The sequence below is a fragment of the Chakrabartyella piscis genome (assembly GCA_030067835.1).
Taxonomy (GTDB): domain Bacteria; phylum Bacillota; class Clostridia; order Lachnospirales; family Anaerotignaceae; genus Chakrabartyella; species Chakrabartyella piscis.
The window spans coordinates 2080348-2103213 of record CP092441.1 but is presented as its reverse complement, the minus strand read 5'-3'; the positions used below and the strand labels follow the sequence as shown (position 1 = coordinate 2103213).

The following is a 22866-nucleotide window of genomic DNA, read 5'->3' as shown; positions in this document are numbered from 1 at the left end:
CCAACTTCAGATAAAGGGGCTTAATAGGAAGACGTAGGGGTCGATGCCCTCATCGATCCGTTTAACAGCATTCCACCATAAGATGGAATATATTAGATCTAATCAACTTTAATTGGAAGAAAACATATAAAAAAGGACTATCACTTCAGGATTTGATATCATGAACTGGTAGTCCTTTTCTGTTATGTAGTATCACATTAAAATTCGTCTGTTGTATTTGGGAAGTTTTCTGGATTTGCTTTCAAAGAAACTGGGTTGCCAGAAGCATCTGTTGCCAATGTGGTCAAGAAAGAACCATATAATTGGTTTACATTTTTACGCCAGTTTTTGCAAATTTGCTGTGCTTGTTGCTTGGAAACAACAGAAACACTGATTTCCATTAGTGTCATACCATCATCGTCACACAAACCACATTTCACCAAGAAATCACCACTGTGTTCTGGGAAGTAGTTGGCAGTTACAGCGTATTCTGCACGAATTCGTTTACTGTTTTCCTTTACGTATAAGGAAATATCTGCTTTTACATTTTCGTTGATGTGATTTTGGAAATAGCTGATGACATCTTCACCTTCATCGGTAATCATATATCTGGTGTTGTGGTGTTCCTTATTTTTTTCCAACCAATTGGCATCCACAAGCTCTGCAAGATATTGCTGTGCAGAAAAGTAGTCCATATATTCTTTGTTCAATAAAAATTGACAAATTTCGCTGTTGGAAAGGGAAATTCCCATTTTTTGTACCAAATGTAAGATGATGAGTTTGTTTTGAGCCAATTGCTTAATCAAATCAGCCAAGAGAATTCCTCCTTTCAGAATCAAACATATTGCATAAGTGTATCAAATTTCAGCAAAAATAACAAGTGTAAATTTATTTTGATACAGGTGTATAGGTTTGACCTTGGTAAATACCTTCTTGTTTCAATTTGCGATGAAAGGAATTGAGTAAATCCCCTTTACGTAAACTCCAAAGTGGTGCCAGCAAATCTTCTTTTTTACCATCACCTGTCAAACGATGAATCACAATATCAGGACGCAACCTAGCCACACAAGAACTTAATATATGTAGATATTCTTCCATTTCAAGTGGTCTATAGTCGCCAGCTTCGTACAACCTAGCCAAAGCAGTGTTGCGAATCACATGCATCAAATGGAGCTTCACACCTTGTATAGGAAGTTGATTCAAATAATCAATGGTTTGGAGCATATCTTCTAGGGTTTCGTTAGGAAGTCCTAAAATCACATGCACCACAACAGGAATATTACGCTTGTGCAATTCCCAAAAGGCAGTTTCAAAGACTTCATTTTTGTATTGACGGTTGATACAAAGAGCAGTTTCCTCCTTTGCAGTTTGCAAACCAAGTTCTACCCATAAGGTAGATGTTTCATTGAGTTCTTCCAATAAATCATAAATTTCTGGACTGAAACAATCGGGTCTTGTGGCAATGGAAATGCCTACAACATCTTCTTGGTTGATGGCTTCTTCATATTTGGCACGCAATTGACAAACAGGTGCATAGGTGTTGGTGTAGGCTTGGAAATAGGCAATGTAAACAGTATCTTTCCATTTCTGTTGGGACTGTATTTTGCCTTCTGCAATTTGGTCTGTAATGGATAGGGTGACATCTTGTGCAAAATCACCAGAGCCTTCTTCGCTACAGAAAATGCAACCACCAAAGGATAGGGTACCATCACGATTTGGACAGGAAAATCCACCATCTAAGGAGATTTTGGCAGCTTTTTTACCAAATAAGCCACGATAGTATTCGTTTAGATTCAAATAAGGATATTGACCCATAAAAATTCCTTTCTAGTTTTCTTGCATTTGCAAACGTAAATTTTCGCAAAGACTAGAAATTGCATTCCATTGTTCTGGTTGTTTGGTGCTATGATACACCAACAAAAGAAAATCAGCTTTGCAATGCTCCAAATATCCCTTTGTGAATTGAGGAGATGGAGGTTTTTTACAAGCCAATAAAAATTGATTGAGACTTTTTTTGGTCAAAGCCAATGGAATACAATGTTGTATTTGTGTCAAAGTTTCAGCCACAGTGCCAGCACCACAAGGACACTTTGCAAAGTGGATATAAAAACTTAAAGTATTCAAAAAATGTACATGAGCAGGTGGAAAGTTTCTGCCATCTGTCATGGTTTCGTATAAATTTTGCAAATGGTGTTGCAATTCTTCTTTGCTGATTTTGGGATTCAATGGATTCACCTCTTTCTTATGTGAAATTAGTGTATCCGAAGCATCTACAAAATACATATCCAGTTTTTTGCATGGAATTTGTACAAAAAATTTGTACATAAAATCATTCCACAATTTCTTTCAGTGCCATCAACAAATTGGCATTGTCTTCTGGAGCCAAAATACAAAAACGCAAATAGGTTTCATCCAAAAATGTAAAGGATGCAGCATTACGAATCAACAGTTTCTTCTGAATGAGATGTTCGAAAATTGCAGCAGAAGTTGTTTTATCTGTCAATAATTTCAACAAAATGAAGTTGGCAGAAGATGGATATGCTTTGATGTTGTTCCAAGTAGAAAGAATATCCAATGCTTTTTGGCGTTCTGTGGAAACCAAAGTTTGTGTTTCTTTGTGGAAATCAAAATCAGAAAAAATATGTTCTCCTACAAATGCAGCTAAGCTATTGACACTCCAAGGATCTTGGTTGGATTGCAAATGATGCAAAAACTCTTTATTAGAAGAAACACCATATCCCAAACGAATGCCAGGTGCTGCAAAGAACTTGGAAGTACCACGAATGACAAAAAGGTTGTCAAAGGATTCCACCAAAGGAATTGCACAAATTTCATTGATGTTATCTGCAAATTCAATGTAGGTTTCATCCACCAAAACAGAAGCACCAATTGCTTTACAATGGGTCAAAATTCGTTCTAAATCCATTGTAGAAATGGCAGTGCCTGTTGGGTTGTTTGGGTTGCAAATGACCAACATACCAATTTCTTTGGTTAGGGATGCAATCAAATGGTCAATGTCCAACTGAAAGTCATTTTTTTCTTCCAATGGGAAATAGGCAAATCCACCACCAAGTAGTGTGATTTCACGTTCATATTCAGAATAAGCAGGTCCCAAAACAATGCTATTTTTGGCTGCCACTGTTTGGATAAAGGTAGAAATCAATTCTGTGGAACCATTGCCCACAACAATATGGTCTTTGTTGGCATTGGTATATGTAGAAATGGCTTCTCTGAGTGCAGTGTACTGCTTATCTGGATAAGTGGAAATCAAATGCAAATTGTTTGCAAGAGCCAATTCAGCAGACTTTGGAAAGCCCAAAGGGTTGATGTTTCCACTAAAATCTTTGATTTCTTCTTTTGGAATTTGATATTTTCTTTGGATGGCATCCAAATCGCCACCATGTGCATGATGTAGTGTTTCTTGTGTATTGGACATTGAAAAATCTCCTGTTCTAATGTGTCTGGTTTATATCAAAACAATTCATCTACTTGTTCTTCTTCTGTAACGGCTTCACTTTGGCTGGAAACCCTAGGATACAATACATAAGGATTACCAGTTTTGTCACTTATAATTTCCACTTCAAGACGTTGTGATTTGTCGGAGAAGGGGGTTAGGGTGAAACAATCGCCAATTTGCAAATGCAAGTCAGACAAAGAGCGACCTGTTGTTTTATTGAGGCTTCGTTTGCTGTTTTTTGGAGAATATTCCACAGGGAAATCATTTTCATCCAAAATAGAAAGCACATAATCCCAAAGTGGCTCTATGCGAAAAGCAGATAAAATATCACCACAAAACTCATCCAAAGAAGTTTCATCTGGCATTTCAATGATTTTCCAATATTCTGGAGTTGCACCCATTGCAATGCGCATACATAAAATATGAGAAGTACGATTTGCATAAAACTTTTCTGAAAATTGCAATTTTACATGTTCTGCTTTGACTGCTTCTAGCAATTCAGAGAAATTCCCTTGTTTTGGGAAAAGAAATTTTGCTTGTGGTTCTGATTCACAAGGGAATAGCTTTTGACCCAGTGGTGTTTGTGTATAATAGCTTGGTGGAGAAAATATTTCCGCACCAATGTTTCGTTTCATGGTGACAAGAGCAGCCAAGTTGTTGACCAAATAAAAATAACGCAATGGCATAAAGGAAATTGGAGATAAAAATTGCAAAAATTGGTTCATAGGATAAAAGAACCATTTGTCCAACATAATTCCTGTAAAAATGCAAGAAGATGCCAGTGCTCTATCTTCTTCAGACATATTGGCCCCTTGTTTCCAAATTTCTGTAATGTTGATATCCACTTGTTCATAGAATTCCACAAAAATACGGTCAATTTCTTGTGGTTTGGAAAGAAATTCTGCGAAAAATCTACCTTGGGCAATGCCGGTTTCCAAGTCCATAGAAAAGGAAAAACGCTCAGCTGCCAATTCACAAGCACAACTTGCAATATCTTTTAAAATTTCCTCTATATTTTTTTGCCAAAAGATGGTACAATATCCAGACTGTTGAATTTTTTTGACATGAATGGAAGGTAAAATGGTAAATAAACCAAGCCACCAAGCAATACGTGTCAAATATTCTAAATAAAATTCACTTTGATGTGAAAATTGACTGATTAAAAAAGGACGATCTTTTTCCAAAAAGAAAAGATGTTCATCCATTTCACGAGCAGGCGTACAAAAATCCGTTAAAATACGCAAATCTTTTACAAAGGGATGCTCTTTGGTGGAGTAGGACTCCAGTTTGAAGGAAAGCACATCAGAATTAGGTGTGCGATGCAACACATAAGCATAAATGCCATCTTCCAATGTAGGTAACTCCAATTGGAACATATTGGCAGGTGAAAGCAATGTATTTTCGATCAGGGTTGTTTGATACCATTTGCCAAACAGCAAAGGTGCAATGGAAAACAGATCTTCTTGATAGCCAGCTTCCATTTCTTTGCATAATGTAAGGTATCTGTCAGTAAACAAGCCCAAAAGTTCTTGATGTGTTTGTGGTACATCCTCAAAATGAGGTTGGTGTATAGATGTCATGGATGAAATTCTCCTTAATATTGTTAAAATCGTATCTTATATTGTAACAGAAAACAGATCAAAAGTGAATAGATGTTGAAAAAAAGGATGTGCAGAATACAGAAAAAGAAGAAAAAAGAAGAAAATTAATAGAAGAAACAGAAAAGGAATCAAAACAAAAAGAAAACAATGTGTCACCTTTCGTGGCAAGTTGCACTGTAGAATTGTAAATTATGAAGTGTTTTTGTGCAAAAGACAGATTTGTGAAAAAGTTTTCGAAATTTTGAAAAAAATGTTGTAATATAGGTCAGAATGTGGTATATTCCATGTATTGAGCACAAATGTTTTTGCAGAAAAAACAAGGAGGAACAAAATGAAAGAAGATAAAAATTTTTATATTGTAGATAAAAGCGTACTTCCAGAAATCTTTTTAAAGGTTATGGATGTTAAGAATTTGTTGGAAAGTCGTAAAGAAAAAACAGTACAAGATGCTGTCAATACAGTGGGCATTAGTCGTAGTGCATTTTATAAATATCGTGATGCAGTCCATCCTTTGTATGAAAACACAAGAGGTAGAACTGTAACCATCACCGCAAATATGGACAATACACCAGGCTTGTTGTCTGCTGCCCTCAATAGCATTGCTTTGGAAGGTGCAAATGTATTGACCATCAACCAAACAATTCCAATTAATGGGATTGCAAATGTAACCATCACCATTGAAACAAACGAAATGCAAGGTGAATTTAGCCATTTGATGAGTCGTTTGGATGCAATGCAAGGAATGCAATCTTTGCATATTATCGGTAGAGAGTAAGCGAATGAAATAAAATTTTGCAAAACTCCTTTCTTTAGGTAATCTCTAAATAACTCTAGTGCCAAGATTTATGTGAGCATTTTTTCGTCAGGCTTTACTAAAGTTTGAGGCGATATAGGAAATATCGTTGAGAATTTTTGTGGAGAATGATGGAAATAATGAACCATAAAGATTGGTGCTGTGGGTCATTAGAGGTTGCCTTTACATAAATTAAGGGGTTTTGTTTTGCCTGAAATCAAAAAACCATTATGGAGGAAAGCATATGATACACATTCAAGTTCCAGCTACATCTGCAAATATGGGTCCTGGTTTTGATTGTATTGGTGTTGCAGTACAACGATACAACCATATCTGGGTAGAAGAAATAGAAAAAGGCGTTCTCATAGAAGTGAAACGAGAGCAAGAAATCAAGGTGCCTTTGGATGAATCCAATTTGATTTATCGAACAATGGCATATTTTTATGAACAAAAAGGGCTTACTATGCCTGGTGTCCACATCATCCAAGAAGATTTTATTCCAATGGTGCGTGGTTTGGGTAGTAGCGCTGCTTGTATCGTTGGCGGTTTGGTAGCAGCAAATGCTTTGGCAGGCAATATTTGTGACCAAGAAGAATTGGCGCAAATGGCAGCCAAATTGGAAGGTCATCCAGACAATTCCAATCCAGCTATTTTTGGTAGTATGGTGGTTGGTGTGCAAACGCCAGAAAAGATGCAATATGTGCGTTTGGATTTGCCAGAAGATTTGGTATTTGCAACAATGGTGCCAAATTTCCCAGTATCAACTTCTGCAGCTAGAGGTGTTTTGCCAACACAATATTCCAGAAGCGATGTGGTGTTCAATGCATCCAGATCTGCTTTGTTGGTGGCTTCTATTTTGACAGGTCAATATGAAAATTTGGATATGGCAATGGATGACAAAGTGCATCAACCATATCGCAGTACCTTGATTCCCAATATGGATGCAATTTTTGCAAAAGCAAAGGAATTTGGTGCATTGGCTTGCTATTTGAGTGGTGCAGGTTCCACTTTGATGGCAATGGTGCGTCAAGATGTATCTGAAGAATTTGATGAAAACATGAAAGCATATCTAAAAACCTTGCCAGATGGTTGGGAATTGTCTCTTTTGCAGGCAGATACAACAGGTGTGCGTGTAGAAATGGTTTAACAGGAGGAAAGAACGATGTTGATAGTGCAAAAATATGGCGGTAGTTCTGTTGCAGATGCAGAAAGAGTGTTGCATGTTGCGAAAAATATCATGAAAACAAAAGCAGCAGGCAATGATGTAGTTGTAGTGTTGTCTGCACAAGGCAAAACCACAGATGGTTTGATTGCAAAAGCACAAGAAATCAATCCAAAGGCAAGCAGACGTGAAATGGATATGCTCTTGGTAACTGGTGAGCAACAATCTGTAGCCCTTATGGCAATGGCAATCAATTCCTTGGGTGGTCGTGCAATTTCTTTGAATGGTGCCCAAGTGGGTATCGAAACCACAAATGCCTATAGTGATGCCAGAATTCGTAAAATTCATGCAGAAAGAATTGAAAATGAATTGGAACGTGGCAATATTGTTTTGGTAACAGGTTTCCAAGGTGTCAATGGTCATGGGGATATGACAACCCTTGGACGTGGTGGCTCCGATACTTCTGCAGTTGCATTGGCAGCAGCCCTCAATGCAGATGTATGTGAAATTTACACAGACGTAGAAGGTGTGTATACAGCAGATCCACGTGTCGTAAAAGATGCACAAAAATTAGATGAAATCAGCTACGATGAAATGTTGGAATTGGCTTCTCTTGGTGCAAAGGTGTTGCACTGTCGTTCTGTTGAAGTAGCAAAAAAATACAATGTGAAATTATTGGTGCTTTCTAGTATGGTAGAAGCACCTGGTACAGAAGTTAAGGAGGGCTCTAATATGGAAAGAATGTTGGTTAGTGGTATTGCAGCAGATAAAAATGTGGCTCGTATTTCTCTCATTGGAATCAATGACGAACCTGGAAAAGCATTTGAAGTATTTGAATTGATGGCAAAAGAAAAAGTAAGTGTAGATATTATCTTGCAATCCACCTCCAGAGATGGCAAACAAGATATTTCCTTCACCATTGGTAAACAAGATTTGGACATTGCAAAAGCTGCATTGGAAAAACACAAAAAACGTTTGACAGTATCCGAAGTACAATATGATGAACACGTTGCAAAATTGTCAGCTGTAGGCGCTGGTATGGCAACAAATCCTGGTGTTGCATCTGCATTCTTTGAAGCAATGTATGATGTTGGTGTCAACATCCAAATGATTTCCACATCTGAAATCAAAATCACTTTGTTGATTGCAGAAGAAGATGTAGACACAGCTATGGTTGCTGTTCATGATAAATTCAAAAACAAATCTGTAAGCATGAGAAAAGATTGATTTCAATCATATTTGGTATGGAGGGATATAATATCCTTCCATATTTTTTTTATTCAAAATTATATTTAATATGACATGAAAGTTGTTACTAAATTATTACAAATTCATTAAGAATTAATTTGGGTCTCAACAGAAGAGGGGATTTATGGTATGATAGAAACTGTAACTTATTCCAAAACAAATGGAGTTGAGTTGCGTGGTAACTGAAACAAGGTATCATAAAGGAGATTATTAATGAGACATCATTTGCGTAAATATGGAAGAAGAGTTATGACAACATTTTTGGCAAGTACAATGGCAGTATCTGTTTTGCCGGCACAAGTACTTGCAGCAGAAACCTATTACATACAATCCAATTCAGAAATTGTAACAAAGGGTGTTGTCTATGAAAATAGCAATCGTATGACAGATGCTGGTGTACAAAATGTGCATGTTTTGACAGTGGATTTGACAGAATCTAGCTTGGAATTCAAGCCAGTTCTCAGTGAAACAGATTATGGATACAAAGAAAGTACCAGCAAATTGTTATCCACAAGCGGTGCTGTAGCTGGTGTCAATGGGGACTTCTTTGGAACCAGTGGAACATATTCTGCACCTTTTGGCCCCATTATGATTGATGGGGATTTCATTGCTGTGGGTGCTTCCATCAACCAAACAGAGGACGAATATACTGCATTCTTTATGGATGAAGACGGTGATTCTGTGTTCTCTTATTTTGGAGTATCCCTTTCTTTCACAAATGGATATCAAACACTGAGCATTGCATCTGAAAATAAAGTTGCATCCATTGATTACCCAGTGTACATTGACAGAAGTAGTATGAATGAAACAGATAGCTTGGATGAACGCTTCGACAACATGGTTAAAATCGTTGTGGAAGATGATGAAATTGATGAAATCATCACTAGTAGCAAAAGCGTTGATGTGCCACGTGATGGATATGTTATTGTTATGACAGAAGCATACTTTGAGCAATATGGAACATCCTTTGCAGAAGGCGATGATGTGGAATATGAACGTACCACTTCAATTGATATCGACGATATGGAATTTGGTTTTGGTGGCGGTGCAAAATTGGTAGAAGGTGGCGAAAAAGTTGCTGCAAATGCAATTGTTGTCACAGGTCGTCAACCAAGAACTGCTTTTGGTCTTTCCAGAGATGGCAATACTGCAATTTTCCTTGTAGTGGATGGACGTGGCAATAGTATTGGTGCTACACATGATGAATTGGCAGCAATGATGTTGGAATATGGTGCGTTCAATGCGTTCCATTTAGATGGTGGTGGTTCTTCCACATTGGTTGCACAAACTGTTTCTGATTCCGCTTTGGAAGTCAAAAATACAGTTTCCGATGGTTCTGAACGTAATGTCATCAATGCAGTGGGTATTTTCCAAAATGCAAAAGTGGGAAGTATTGAAGAAATTCGTATTACAGCAGACATGGATCGTACATTGCCCAATAAAGTAGTTGCATTTACAGCTTATGGCTTGGATGATGAGTACAACCACATTTCCATTGACCAAAATGATATTGAGTGGAGTGCACTTGGTATGGATGGTGAATGGAATGGGAATCAGTTCACACCAGCAACTGTTGGCGAATTTATGATTGAAGCAAAATATGGCAATGATGTAGGCTACATCAACTTTGTTTCTGCAACCACAAGTCGCTTGAATCCAACCAATACAGAAGTGGCAGTGGCAAATGTAGGTGGAACTGCAAGCATGGAAATGTCAGTTGTGGATACAGATGGTTTCTCACATTGGTGTACTTCCACAACAGAATATCGTGTTGCAGATGAATCCATTGGTACCATGAACAAAAACGTATTTACTGCAAAAGCAAAAGGTTCTACATATATCATTTGTACCAGAGATGGTCAAGAATCCTACATTGCAGTGACTGTAGGCGGTGGTGATTTTGTGACACTTCCAGATAAGATTATGGCAGCAGACCATATGGCAGTGGATGTACAAAACACAGGTGATGGTGCATTCTACTTGAATATTTTGGGTGGTTTGGTCAGCGAAAAAGCAGCTGAAGTGAATTTGGATGCGTATATCACAGCAAGAACCAATGCAAGGGTTGCTTTGGATACAGGTGCAGAAGTTGCAGTATATGGTGGTAGCAGCAACATCCAAACAGCAAATCAAACCGATACTTTGACATGGTTGGATAAATATCGTTTCATGTCCAGAGGTGGTGTCAGTCTTGCAATGGTAACAGCAGCAAATGGTGGCATCAATTCCACAGATGGAACACAATGGAATAGCCTTGTGACCAACTTGGATGCATCCGATGACAATGTAATCATTGTGGTGACAGAACGCACACCATCTAACTTTACAGATGATGGAGAAGCAACCTTCTATAGAGAAATCTTAGGTGAGTATGTCAATGAAGGCAAAGATGTCTTTGTGGTTTCTTGTAGTGGTAGCAGTGCTTGGGCAACTGTACTAGAAGGTATCAGATACATCAACTTGCCAGATCTTTGGTTGGAAGATGGTAGCTTGAATTCTGCATTCTCTATGTTGCGTTTCCGTGTATCTGGTGACACAGTGCAATACGAACTGGAAAAAGTTCAATAAATTTATGAAATTATAGCTCCATTTCTTGTAAAATGAACAAGAATAGGGTAGAATAAGGAACAGAGGGTAGAGGAAACTCTACCCTTTTGTATATTTATGATGAAAATTTTGGATGGGTAAGGTGACTTACCTGTCATTTGTGTGTCAATGATACCGTATCAGTAAGGAGAATCTTATGTCACAAAAAGAAAACCAAGGGAATCGAGCAGTCAAGGCTGTCGGTTTGATGATGATGATTACATTAATAGGAAAGGTACTTGGATTGGTGCGTGACCAGTTTTTGGCTGCCAATTATGCATGGGGTATGGAAGCAGCAGCTTTCTTCACTGCAAGTCGTATTCCAAGAACCTTTTTTGATGCAGTGTTTGCTTCTGCCATTTCTGCCAGCTTCATTCCTGTGTTCAATGAATATTTGAAGAATAAAGGAAAAGATGAAGCATTTGGACTTGCAAATCGTTTCTTGACTTTGATGTTTGTGGTCACTGTTGCAATGATGTTCTTTGGTATGGCATTTGCAGAGGATTTGGTGCGTTTGTTTGCAGTGGGTTACGATGCAGAAACCATTGCTTTGGCAACATCTTTGTCAAAATTATTGTTCCCAACCATTGTGTTTACAGCAATTGCATTTTCATTTGTGGGGATTTTGCAATCTTTGGATGAATTCAATGTACCAGCAGCCATCAGTGTGGCTTCCAATGTGGTCATCATTGCATATTATATCTATTTCAATGATCAATTTGGTGTCTATGGTTTGACCATTGCATTTCTCATTGGTTGGGCAATGCAAGCCATCATCCAATTGCCAGCACTGCGTAAAAAAGGATATGGTTTCAGACCAGATTTCCGTTTTCGTGATGAAGGACTGAAAAAAATTGGTGTTTTGATGTTGCCTGTTATGGTCAGCACATGGATTCAACCCATCAATTTCTTAATCAATAGTCGCTTTGCATCTCAACTACCCAATGGAGAACAAGGGGTTAGTGCATTGGAGTATGCAAATACTTTGTACACCATTATTGTAGGTGTCTTTGTTTTGGCAATTGCCAATTTGATTTTCCCAAAGCTTTCCAGAATTTCTGGTGAAGAAAATAAAGAGGAATTTAGCAGCACAGTAAAAGTGACTTTACGTTCTATGATGTTCCTTTTGATTCCCATGATGGTGGGTATGATGGCACTTAGCGAACCATTGGTGCGTGTCATTTATGAACGTGGTAGTTTTACTGCTGATGCAACAGAAATCACTTCCATTGCATTGTTCTTCTTTGCTTTGGGTGTCATTGGCTATGGAATTCAAACCATTTTGAGTCGTGCTTTTTATGCAAATCAAGATGGAAAAATGCCATTTTATTCTGGTCTTGTGTCCATTGCCATCAATGGTATCTTGTGTGGACTTTTGATGGAACCTATGGGTCTTGGCGGTTTGGCTTTGGCTTCGGCAGCGTCTTCCACAGCAGCAGCAGTGGTTTTGTTGATTCCAACTTTGCGTAAATATCCAGCAATTGTGGACAAAGGGCTTCTGAAAAGCATTGGCAAAATGATGGTTTCAGCAGGTGGTATGCTTGTCTTTGTATGGGGGAGCTATGCTTTCTTGACTCGTCTTTTGGGTGGTGGCTTGGTTTCCAATGTACTGAAACTGGGTATTCCAACAGCAATTGGAGTTTTGGTGTATATGGTGCTTTCTTATATTATTGGTGTGGAAGAAGGACGTTTTGCATTTGCTTTTGTAGGTGAATTCTTGCAAAAACGAAAAACTACTGGAGAAGGTTCTAATCAAGAAATTGAAGTGGAAGATAGAGGATATGCAAAACTCATTGGTAGAATTTCAAATGCATTTGCCCAAAGTGGTTCCTTCCGTTTGGTGGAAACTTCATGGAACAAAATGGCAAATATCTGGATGAGTGGTTTGGTATATGGATGGTATTCTGATATTGGCTTTGGTGTGGGACATGCCATTGACAATAGTTTTGTGGTGCAAAAAATGCGTGGCAACTGGGATGATGCCACAGAAGCAAATGATATCATCTTAAATAGAAGAAACAAAGAAAAAAAGAAAAATACAGTGCGTTTGGCAATGGAAGAAAGTTTGATTTTGGGTATTTGCAATGAAAAATTCCTGATGATTTGCTTGTGTGCAATTGTCTTTGCAATTCCCATTTTCCCTACAATGATTTTGGCAGCAGCATGTGCAGCAACTTTTTTGGTATATCTGATCAATTTGTACCTTGGACGTGTCCAAAAGTCAGAAACCAGCTTGGTCAGCATTTTTGTAGGTCTGTTTGGCTTGACTATGGTATATGGTAGTGTGACCAGTTTCCAAACACCAAGATCTTTGTTGGTTATGGGCATTACTTTGACCTTTATTGCTATGTTCTTTGTGGCAAAAGACTGTATCGACACAGAAGAAAAATTGAACTTTGTTTTGATTGTTATGATCACAACAGGTGCTTTGATTGGTTTATATGCAGTGTATCAATACATTGTGGGTGTAGAAATTGATCCTGCTTGGGTGGATGCAGAATCCTTCACCATTGAAACAAGAGCCTATGCAACCTTTAGCAATCCAAATGTTTTGGGTGAATATCTCATTTTGATGGGTGCTTTGGCTGCTGGAATGCTTTGGAAAATGCGTAACTGGGTGGGTAGATTCTACTTTGCTGGTTGTTTTGGTGTCATTTGTTTGGGATTGGTTGCAACCAACTCTAGGGGTGCAATGCTTGGTTTGTTATTTGCAGCAGGTTTATTTGTGTTGCTTTCTGAAAAACGTTTGATTCCACTTGGAATTGGGATTTTGTTTGCAATGCCATTTATTCTACCACAAAGCCTGTGGGAACGTCTTTTGAGTTCCATCACCATGCAAGATTCTTCTTCGCAATATCGTATTTCCATTTACGAAGCAGGTATGAAAATGGTAGAAGCATATGGTTTGACAGGTATTGGTGTGGACGCATTCCCAACCACATATCCATTGTTCTCCTTTGAAGCGGCAAATGCATATCATGTCCACAACTTGTTCTTACAAGTACTCATTGAATTGGGTGTAGTTGGATTTGGTATTTTGGTACTATTGGTGATATTCTTCTTCCAAAAACTATATAGCAAAATGCGTGTAATGCCAAAGAGATTTTGGTGGTTATCTGCTGCATTCTTTGGTGGATTTGCAGGTCTTCTGCTCCAAGGTATGACAGATCATCTTTGGTTTGATTATCGCATTGTATTGCTCTTTTGGATGTATTTGGGTATTGGTATGGCAACTGTGAAAGTGGGGGAAAAGCAATGGCAAAAGCAAAAATGAAGGTATTTCATGTTTTGACAGATAAAAATATTGGTGGTGCTGGCAGATGGTTGTTGAACTATTTGAACCATTACGATCGTGAAACCTTTCAGGTGTCTGTGGTATTGCCTAAGGGTAGTTTGTTGATACCAGAAGTGGAAAAGCTAGAAGTTCCGGTCATTGTTATGGCAGAAATGGCAGACAAATCCTTGGACTATAAGGCAATTGCACCTTTGCAAAAGTTGTTTATTGACGAAGCACCAGATGTGGTACATACACATGCAAGTCTAACTGCTAGAATGGCTGCAAAGTTTGCAAAAGTGTATTTGATTGTGCATACCAAACATTGTATGGAAAGCACAAAGGGTGGTTATACCAAAAAACGTGTCAAAAAAATCATCAATAAAACTTTTAGTCATAAAATCATTGGTGTCAGTGAAGCGGTTTCTGAAAGCATGGCATATGGTGGTGTGGATATCAAACAAATTGTAACCATATGCAATGGGATTACACCTTTGCAACCAATTTCCAAAGAAGAAAGAGCAGAAGTGCTGAAAAGCTATGGTGGCGATCCATCCAAAAAAGCAGTGGGTATTGTGGCAAGATTGGAAGCAGTCAAAGATCACAAAACATTCTTGTTGGGTGCCAAAGAAGTACTATCCAAAGAAGATAATGTGTGTTTCTATGTCATTGGTGATGGTAGTCTACGAGAAAAATTGGTGGCACAAACCCAAAAATTGGGAATTGAACAGAATGTGATTTTCACAGGATTTATCAGCGATGTGGAACGTATGGAAGCAGCATTGGATATCAATGTCATTACATCAAAAGAAGAAGCACTTTGCTTGTCTATCATTGAAACCATGAGCCTTGGTATTCCATCAGTTGGAACCAATGCAGGTGGCATCAAAGAAGTCATTGCAGATGGCAAAAATGGATATTTGGTACCAGTGGGAAATTATAAGGCTTTGGCAGAAAAAATAGAATTGGTTTTGCATTCTCCAAGAAGCAAATATTCTGGACACGCAAAACATTTGGTGGAACGTAATTTCCAAGCAAAATATATGACAAAAGAAATTGAAAGACTCTATTTGGAGGGCAGAACATGAGAAAAATAGGAAAATTGAATGTAGTGGATATCCTCATTATTTTGGCAGTTATTTTGGTTTTGGTTGGTGGTGGATACTATATGCTCCACAAACAAAATCCAGAAAACCAAGTGCAACTGAAATCCTATACCTATGTGGTAGAAGGTCAAGAAGTTGTGGATGATTTGGTGGATATGCCTGTCATTGGTCAAAATATATACAACAGTTCCACATCTGAATATTTGGGTGTTTTGACTGGTTTTGATTACACAGAACATACAGAGCCTGTGTTTGATTATGATGCAAAGGAATACCAAAAAGTACCATCCATTGGCTATTCTGATGTCACTGTGGAAGTTACAGGTTATAGCACAGAAACAGATGCAGATATTACAGTAGAAGGTACTGTTGTCAAAGTGGGTAAAGAACTGAACATCAAAGGCAAGGGTTATGCTTTCAAAGGCATTGTAATCGAAGTAAGGGATGGTGAATGAGATGGCGAAAAGAAAAGCGAATTTTATGGATATCATCTTGTTTGTGGTATTGATTGCTCTTGTGGTTTTGGGTGCTTATAAAATGATTGTGGTCAACAAAGATGGTGGTGGAGAAGATGGCATCATTGGACAAATGATGGAATACGATGCAGTCATTGACAAAGTACGTATGGTGACAGTGGAAGCACTTCATGAAGGAGATTTGGTCTTTGATGAAAAAACAGGTCTTTGCGTGGGTACCATCCAAGATGTTTCCTATACACCAATGTTGGAAAACATTCCAGATGGCAATGGCAGCTACTACACTGTGGAACATCCTGATTATTACACCGTAACATTGATTATCGAAGGTGATATTTTGGAAAAAGAAGAAGGCTATTTTGCCCAAGGTGTCACAGAGCTGAAAATCAATTCCGAAATGAACATTTATACAAAATACGCAGCACCTGTTATGAAAATTATGAATTTTGATATTTGATGGATGGTGAAAATATGAAATATAAAATTTTGATGGCACTGATGGGTTTGGAAATTGGTGGCGCAGAAACACATGTTGTGGAATTGGCAAAAGAGCTGAAACAACAAGGATTTGATATTGTCATTGCATCCAATGGTGGTGTCTATGAAAAGGAATTGGAAGATGCGGGCATCAAATTGTATAAAGTGCCAATGCATCGTAGAAACCTATTTACCATTGTCAAATCCTATTTTATGATGAAACACATCATCAAAAAAGAAAAAATTGACATTGTACATTCCCATGCAAGAATTCCAGGTTTCATCACAGGACTATTGCACAAGCGTATGCAATTCACCTTTGTCACATCTGCACATTGGGTGTTCTATACGGGTATGGGTCTCAAATATTTGACCAATTGGGGTCAAAAAGTGGTTGCAGTCAGTGAAGATATTCGTCAGTATCTCATGGAAAATTACAAAGTGTGGAACAAAGATATTTTTGTAACCATCAATGGGATTGATACCGAAAAGTTTTCACCCAAAACAGATGGTTCCAAGGTGCGTCAAGAATTTGGCTTGGATGAAACAAAACCAACATTGGTGTATGTCAGTCGAATGGATGAAAGTCGTGCTTTTGTAGCCAGACAACTCATTGATATGGCACCAGAATTGGCAAAGCAGATTCCAGGTTTGCAAATGCTTGTTGTTGGTGGCGGCGATGTATATGATGAACTTCTTGCAAAAAGTGCTGAAATCAACAAAACCATTGGCAGAAATTGCATCCAAATGACAGGTGGTAGAATTGATATCAATGAACTGATTGCTGTGGGTGATGTGTTTGTTGGTGTAAGTAGAGCTGCTTTGGAAGCGATGGCAGCAGGCAAAACCACAATTGTAGCTGGAAATGAAGGCTATATTGGTTTGTTTGGCAAAGATAAATTGGAATTGGCACAAGAAAATAACTTCTGTTGTCGAGGTTGTGCCATGTCCACAGAAAAGCTGTTGTTCCAAGATTTGGATGTTGCATTCAACAAAATGACAGCAGAACAACGCACAGAATTGGGGCAATATGGTAGAGAAGTCATTTTCCAATATTATTCTGTCAGTAGAATGGCTTTGGATTGTGTGAAAGCATATGATTCTGCTTGGCAACAATCCCATACCAAACAATACAATGTGGTGATGAGTGGATATTATGGATTCAATAACACTGGCGATGAAGCCATTATGATTTCTATGCACAAAAATATCCAAAACCTTGGTGATAACTATAACATCACTGTTTTGTCCAATAAACCAGAAGAAACCAGAGATAAATATGGCATTGAAGCGGTGTATCGTTTTGGCGTTAAAGATGTGTTCCATGCAGTGAAAAACTGTGATGTGCTTCTCAGTGGTGGCGGTTCTTTGCTTCAAGATAGTACAAGCACCAGATCTTTGATGTATTACCTATCCATCACAGCTATGGCAAAAATGATGGGTAAAAAAGTCATGCTTTATGCAAATGGAATTGGACCTGTTTCTGGCAAACGCAACAGACGATTTGTGAAACAAGTGGTCAATAAAGCAGATTTGATTACACTTAGAGAAGAAAATTCCTATGAAGAATTGCTTTCTATGGGTGTGGATGCAAAGAAATGTTTTGTAACAGCAGACCCTGTATTTACAATGGAAGCAGTGCCAAGAGAAGAAGCAGTCGATCTGTTACGTAAAGAAGGCATTCCAATGGACAAAAAACTGGTAGTGGTTTCTGTCCGCAATTGGAAGGGTATGGGTAAATTCATTGGTCGCTTTGCAAAACTATGCGATTTGATTGTAAAAAAATACGATAGAACCATTGTGTTCTTGGCAATGCAAGTACCAAATGACATTCATGTCAGCGAACAGGTGAAGGAAAAAATGAAGGAAGATGCCTATATTTTACAAGGACACTATTCTCCATATCAAGTTATGGGTATCATCAGTTTGGCAGATTTCATTTTGAGTATGCGTTTGCACACTTTGATTTTTGCAGCAAGCCAAAAAATTCCCTTGATTGGTTTTGTATACGATCCAAAGATTGCCTACTATTTGAAGAAATTGGAAATGCCAAGTGGTGGCAAGTTGAAAGAATTCGACATGGAACGCACCATCAAAATGATAGAAGATATGATTGCCAACAAAGAAAAATATGTGAATCGTTTAGGCGAAAAAGAACGTATTTTGGAAGAAATGGCACATAAAAACGAAGTCTACTTACAACAATTGTTGCAAACAAGAAAGGGTAAATGAGATATGAGAAAAATCACAAGAATCTTAGAAGTGCCCTTTGATGCTTTGACCATGAAAGAAGCTGTCCAAAAGGGTTTGGAATTGATGCGTAGTGAAAAACCTTGTATGGTTTGTACACCCAATCCAGAAATTGTAATGGAAGCACAAACAGACAAAGAACTGATGAACATTCTCAGAGAATCGGATATGGTGATTCCAGATGGCATTGGTGTTGTTTTGGCATCCAAATACAGCGATATTCAATTGAAAGAACGAGTAGCAGGGTTTGATTTCACACAAAATCTCTTTTCTGAAGTGGCGAAATCAGGAGAAACCATATATTTCTTTGGTGGAGCACCTAAGGTTGCAGAAGTGGCAGCCAAAAGAATGATGGAACGTTACAAAGGCTTGCGTATCGTTGGTGTACAAGATGGTTACTTTGATGCAGAAAAAGAAAAACATATTTTGGAAGACATAAAATCCAAATCTCCAGACATACTATTGGTAGGACTTGGCGCACCAAAACAGGAGAAATGGATGTATCATCATTTGGAAGAATTGGGCATTGGTTTGGCAATTGGCGTTGGTGGTAGCTTTGATGTTATGGCAGGCAAAGTGAAACGAGCACCAAAACTATTCCAAAAACTTGGTTTGGAATGGTTCTATCGCTTGGTTACACAACCAACCAGATGGAGAAGAATGATGCAATTACCTGTTTTTGCGTGGACTGTTTGGAAAAGCAGAAAATGGAGATAACAGGAGATGAAAGTATGACAAAAGGAATAGAGGGCAAATGGTTTCTTGGTATATTGGGTGTGTCCCTTATGGCAGTGGGAATCCAGTGTTTCTTGGAGCCAGCCAATTTGGTTGCTGGTGGTGTCACAGGCTTGGGCATGATTTGCAATCGCTTTACAGAAATGTATTGGGGTAAATCAACACCTTTGTGGTTTGTGAATATTGCTGCAAATCTACCTCTATTTTGTGTGGCATATAAACAACAAGGGGGCAGATATTTGGGTAAAACCATTGCTGCTTCCTTTTTGTTTTCTTTGGTTTTGTTTTTGGTAGAAGATTTTTCATTTGATTCTTTGGACTTAATGCTATCTGCTTTGTATGGTGGCGCATTGGTGGGCATTGGTTTGGGGTTTGTGTTCCAAGGTGGTGCTACAACTGGCGGTGTGGACTTATTGGCGTCTTTAATAGAAGAAAAGCTGCCAAGGTATTCTGTAAGTCAACTGATTTTTGTTATGGATGCAACCATCATTTTGTTGGGTATGCTGGTTTTTGGTGGCACAATTGGGCTATATGCCATAGTTTCTGTTTTCGTTTCTGAGCGTTGTATGCGTTGGATGATGGAAGGTGTTGGTGGTGGTAGTGGACTTATTGTCATTTCTACCAAGAGTCATATGCTAAAAGAGTCACTTTCTTGTATTACAAGAGCTGAATTTGTGGAATATGGTGCAAAGGATAGGGTGATGGAGTTACAAGCAAATGTATTATTTTGTGTGATTTCTAGGAAAGAACTTCCAGTATATAGGAAGATTGTAGATGGAATTGATGGGAATGCACGAATGTATTTGGTGGATGTACGCAAGTTTTGAACAAAGGGTCATACAAAAAATAGACAAAAACAGTTAAATGTGAGGTAAAAAAGATGGATTGTATACAAGAACTGGTGCGAATGGGTCAGTTTAGATAAAAAATAGAGGTCAATTTTAGATAAATTTTAAATAAAAAGAGATTTTGTATGTTTTTTTTACGATTTCTCTTTATTTTTTTGTCATTTTGTTATAAAATAGATTTATGCAATTTTATAGATAGTAGGGACGTTGTTTTTTGGTTATATTTACATCATTTTCATAGGAAAAGAAATATACCAAAAAAATATGAAAACTTATTGAGGTGAAGAAGCGATGATTTCCAATCAAATTTTACAAAGTACAATTGACGGGTTGAAGAATATTACACGCAAAGAATTGAGTGTAGTAGAAAAAGAAGGAAAGGTTATCGCCACTACTGAAGAAAACATGATTGGCAGACAAATTGATGCTGTTGAAAATTTTGTCAGCTCTCCAGCAGAAAGTCAATTGATTTTGGGATATCAATATTTTAAAATTTATGACGATGGTGTGCCAGAGTATGTGATTCAAGTAAAAGGCGAAGATGAAGCAGGTTACCAAATTGGTAAAATTGCATCTTTCCAAATCCAAAGCTTATTGGTGGCGTATAAAGAAAGATATGACAAAGATAATTTTGTGAAAAACTTGTTGCTTGACAATTTGTTGTTGGTTGACATTTATAGTCGTGCAAAAAAATTGCATATCGAAAACAATGTACATCGAATTGTATATTTGATTGAAACCAACATCGACAAAGAAATGAATGTTGTGGAAATCGTTAGAGGTGTGTTCCCAGCAAAAACAAAAGATTTTGTAACAGCTGTGGATGAACATAGCATTATTTTGGTGAAAGAACTCAAAGAACGTGAAGGCATCGACAAAATTGATCGTATTGCCAAAACAATTGAAAAAACTTTGAAAGCAGAAATCGGCAACAAAATTTATATTTCCAGTGGTACCATCGTAACTGATTTGAAAGACGTATCCCGTTCTTACAAAGAAGCGAAAATGGCTTTGGAAGTGAGCAAAATTTTTGAAACAGACAAATATATTGTGAATTACGAAAAATTGGGTATTGGTCGTTTGATTTACCAATTGCCATTGCCACTTTGTCGTATGTTCATCGAAGAAGTGCTGCATGGTTTGACTATGGATGATTTCGATGATGAAACTTTGGCAACTGTCAACAAATTCTTCGAAAACAACTTGAATGTTTCTGAAACCAGCCGTCAATTGTACATCCATAGAAATACATTGGTATATCGTTTGGATAAATTGCAAAAAATGACTGGTCTGGATTTGCGTAATTTTGATGATGCGATTATTTTCAAAATCACTTTGATGGTGAGCAAATATATGATTTATATGGATAGAATGTCCTATTGATGACGGACAAAGCGTTGTCTGTATGTTGATGGGATGAGGATGTAGAGAAATCTACATCCTTTTTGTGTCATATATGTGATATATGTTATATATGCGTAACATACATTGTATTTTCATTAGGAGGAAAAAATGAAAATCGTAATTATTGGTGATGGAAAAGTAGGAAGTACCATAGCAGAGCAATTGTCATTGGAAGGTCATGATGTGATTATCATTGATAGAGAAAATTCTGCACTGTTTCGCTCTGGCAACATCATGGATTTGATTTGTATCGAAGGAAATGGTGCAACGGTGGAAACACAGAACCAAGCTGGTGTTGGACAAGCAGATGCTTTGATTGCAGCAACTTCTGCAGATGAAGTGAATATGCTTTGTTGTTTGCTTGGTAAAAAATTAGGTGCAAAATATACCGTTGCACGTGTGCGTGACCCGGAATATTTCAAGCAAATGAATCTCATCAAAGAGGATTTGGGTATCAATATGGCGGTAAATCCAGAGTTTACCACAGCCCAAGAAATTTCTAGATTGTTGCGTTTCCCATTTGCACAAAAAATTGAGTTGTTTGCACGTGGTGGCGTAGAATTGGTGGAAATGAAGATTCAGGAAAACAACCCACTTCATGGTATGGCTTTATTTGAAGTCTACAAAGAGTTAGGTGTACGTGTCTTGATTTGTGCAGTGCAACGTGATGGCGAAGTAGTCATTCCATCTGGCAATTTTGTATTGCAAAAAGGTGATAAAATCAACATCACTGCATCACACAATGAAATCTCTAAGTTCTTCAAACGATTGGGGGTATTTAGAACTGCTGCGAAATCCGTTATGATTGTTGGTGGTAGTCGTTTGGCTTATTATTTGGCAATGGATTTGATTGCAATTAACATCAAAGTCAAAATCATTGAAAAAGATATGAAACGTTGCGAGTATCTTTGCGAAAAATTGCCAGAAGCGGTAATCATCCATGGAGATGGTACCGACAAAGAATTGCTCCAAGAAGAAGGTCTGGAATCCACAGATGCATTGGTTATGTTGACGGGTATGGATGAAGAAAATATTGTTGTGGCTTTGTATGGAAAAATGTGTAATGTCAGCAAAGTTATTGCAAAAATCAATAAACTTGCATTCTATGAAATTTTAGATCGTTTGGATTTGGATAGTATCATTTCACCAAAAGCGGTGGCAGCAAACCATATTGTACGTTACATACGCTCCAGAAAAGCAGGTGGCAGTGGCAATCGTGTGGAAACATTGATTCGTCTGGTAAACGATCAGGTGGAAGCGGTGGAATTTCGTGTGTCAGAAGCATCTCCTGTGGTTGGAATACCGCTGAAGGATTTGAAACGTAAAAAACAAACCTTGGTGGCAATCATTACACGTGGAGCTCGTGTCATCATACCAACTGGGGATGATAGCATTCAAGTTGGGGATTATGTTGTAATTGTCACAACGGAAAAACGTTTATTGGAATTGGATGATATTTTACTCTAGTAG

General features: G+C 37.9%; 18 protein-coding genes. 13 read left to right on the top strand and 5 right to left on the bottom strand.

Annotated elements, in window-relative coordinates; translation table 11 throughout:
- Positions 1-197: 197 nt before the first annotated feature.
- The 5 genes from MJY40_RS09495 to MJY40_RS09475 form a co-directional block, all read right to left on the bottom strand.
- Positions 198-794 carry a DUF4364 family protein gene (locus MJY40_RS09495; RefSeq protein ID WP_317854007.1) on the bottom strand — a complete coding sequence of 199 codons (597 nt, stop codon included), beginning with the start codon at positions 792-794 and terminating at the stop codon, positions 198-200.
- A 73-nt stretch (positions 795-867) separates the two neighbouring features.
- Positions 868-1794, bottom strand: coding sequence for a tRNA modification radical SAM protein MnmL/YtqA (gene mnmL, locus MJY40_RS09490; protein ID WP_317854006.1), 927 nt, complete (start codon positions 1792-1794; stop codon positions 868-870).
- 12 nt (positions 1795-1806) lie between these two features.
- Positions 1807-2304, bottom strand: coding sequence for a hypothetical protein (locus MJY40_RS09485; RefSeq protein ID WP_317854005.1), 498 nt, complete (start codon positions 2302-2304; stop codon positions 1807-1809).
- A 4-nt stretch (positions 2305-2308) separates the two neighbouring features.
- Positions 2309-3415, bottom strand: a complete 1107-nt coding sequence (locus MJY40_RS09480) for a pyridoxal phosphate-dependent aminotransferase (RefSeq protein WP_317854004.1) — start codon at positions 3413-3415, stop codon at positions 2309-2311.
- 35 nt (positions 3416-3450) lie between these two features.
- Entirely contained in the window at positions 3451-5016 is a 1566-nt protein-coding gene (locus tag MJY40_RS09475; protein ID WP_317854003.1) for a hypothetical protein, read from the bottom strand.
- 352 nt (positions 5017-5368) lie between these two features.
- On the opposite strand from MJY40_RS09475, the gene MJY40_RS09470 reads away from it, so the two are divergent.
- The 13 genes from MJY40_RS09470 to trkA all read left to right on the top strand — a co-directional run bounded on the left by MJY40_RS09470 (position 5369) and on the right by trkA (position 22863).
- Positions 5369-5812, top strand: coding sequence for an ACT domain-containing protein (locus MJY40_RS09470; RefSeq protein WP_317854002.1), 444 nt, complete (start codon positions 5369-5371; stop codon positions 5810-5812).
- A 262-nt stretch (positions 5813-6074) separates the two neighbouring features.
- A complete protein-coding gene (gene thrB, locus MJY40_RS09465; protein WP_317854001.1) occupies positions 6075-6977 on the top strand; it encodes a homoserine kinase in 903 nt (300 codons plus the stop codon).
- A gap of 15 nt (positions 6978-6992) precedes the next feature.
- On the top strand, positions 6993-8219 hold the full coding sequence (locus MJY40_RS09460) for an aspartate kinase (protein WP_317854000.1): 1227 nt from the start codon (positions 6993-6995) through the stop codon (positions 8217-8219).
- Positions 8220-8453: 234 nt separating this feature from the next.
- Positions 8454-10808, top strand: coding sequence for a phosphodiester glycosidase family protein (locus tag MJY40_RS09455; RefSeq protein WP_317853999.1), 2355 nt, complete (start codon positions 8454-8456; stop codon positions 10806-10808).
- Positions 10809-10983: 175 nt separating this feature from the next.
- Positions 10984-14100 (top strand): murein biosynthesis integral membrane protein MurJ, encoded by a 3117-nt coding sequence (gene murJ, locus MJY40_RS09450; RefSeq protein WP_317853998.1) that lies wholly within the window; start codon positions 10984-10986, stop codon positions 14098-14100.
- Positions 14082-15188, top strand: a complete 1107-nt coding sequence (locus tag MJY40_RS09445) for a glycosyltransferase (protein WP_317853997.1) — start codon at positions 14082-14084, stop codon at positions 15186-15188. The genes murJ and MJY40_RS09445 overlap by 19 nt, the downstream gene beginning before the upstream one ends.
- A complete protein-coding gene (locus MJY40_RS09440) occupies positions 15185-15661 on the top strand; it encodes a DUF4330 domain-containing protein (RefSeq protein WP_317853996.1) in 477 nt (158 codons plus the stop codon). Before MJY40_RS09445 ends, MJY40_RS09440 begins: the two co-directional genes overlap by 4 nt.
- 1 nt (position 15662) lies before the next feature.
- Entirely contained in the window at positions 15663-16139 is a 477-nt protein-coding gene (locus MJY40_RS09435; RefSeq protein ID WP_317853995.1) for a DUF4330 family protein, read from the top strand.
- A 14-nt stretch (positions 16140-16153) separates the two neighbouring features.
- On the top strand, positions 16154-18391 hold the full coding sequence (gene csaB, locus MJY40_RS09430; protein ID WP_317853994.1) for a polysaccharide pyruvyl transferase CsaB: 2238 nt from the start codon (positions 16154-16156) through the stop codon (positions 18389-18391).
- 3 nt (positions 18392-18394) lie between these two features.
- Positions 18395-19126 (top strand): WecB/TagA/CpsF family glycosyltransferase, encoded by a 732-nt coding sequence (locus MJY40_RS09425; RefSeq protein WP_317853993.1) that lies wholly within the window; start codon positions 18395-18397, stop codon positions 19124-19126.
- A 14-nt stretch (positions 19127-19140) separates the two neighbouring features.
- Complete coding sequence (locus MJY40_RS09420) at positions 19141-19971, top strand: YitT family protein (RefSeq protein WP_317853992.1); 831 nt, start codon at positions 19141-19143, stop codon at positions 19969-19971.
- Positions 19972-20283: 312 nt separating this feature from the next.
- Positions 20284-21375 carry a PucR family transcriptional regulator gene (locus tag MJY40_RS09415; protein ID WP_317853991.1) on the top strand — a complete coding sequence of 364 codons (1092 nt, stop codon included), beginning with the start codon at positions 20284-20286 and terminating at the stop codon, positions 21373-21375.
- A gap of 129 nt (positions 21376-21504) precedes the next feature.
- A complete protein-coding gene (gene trkA / locus MJY40_RS09410; protein WP_317853990.1) occupies positions 21505-22863 on the top strand; it encodes a Trk system potassium transporter TrkA in 1359 nt (452 codons plus the stop codon).
- Positions 22864-22866 lie beyond the last annotated feature (3 nt).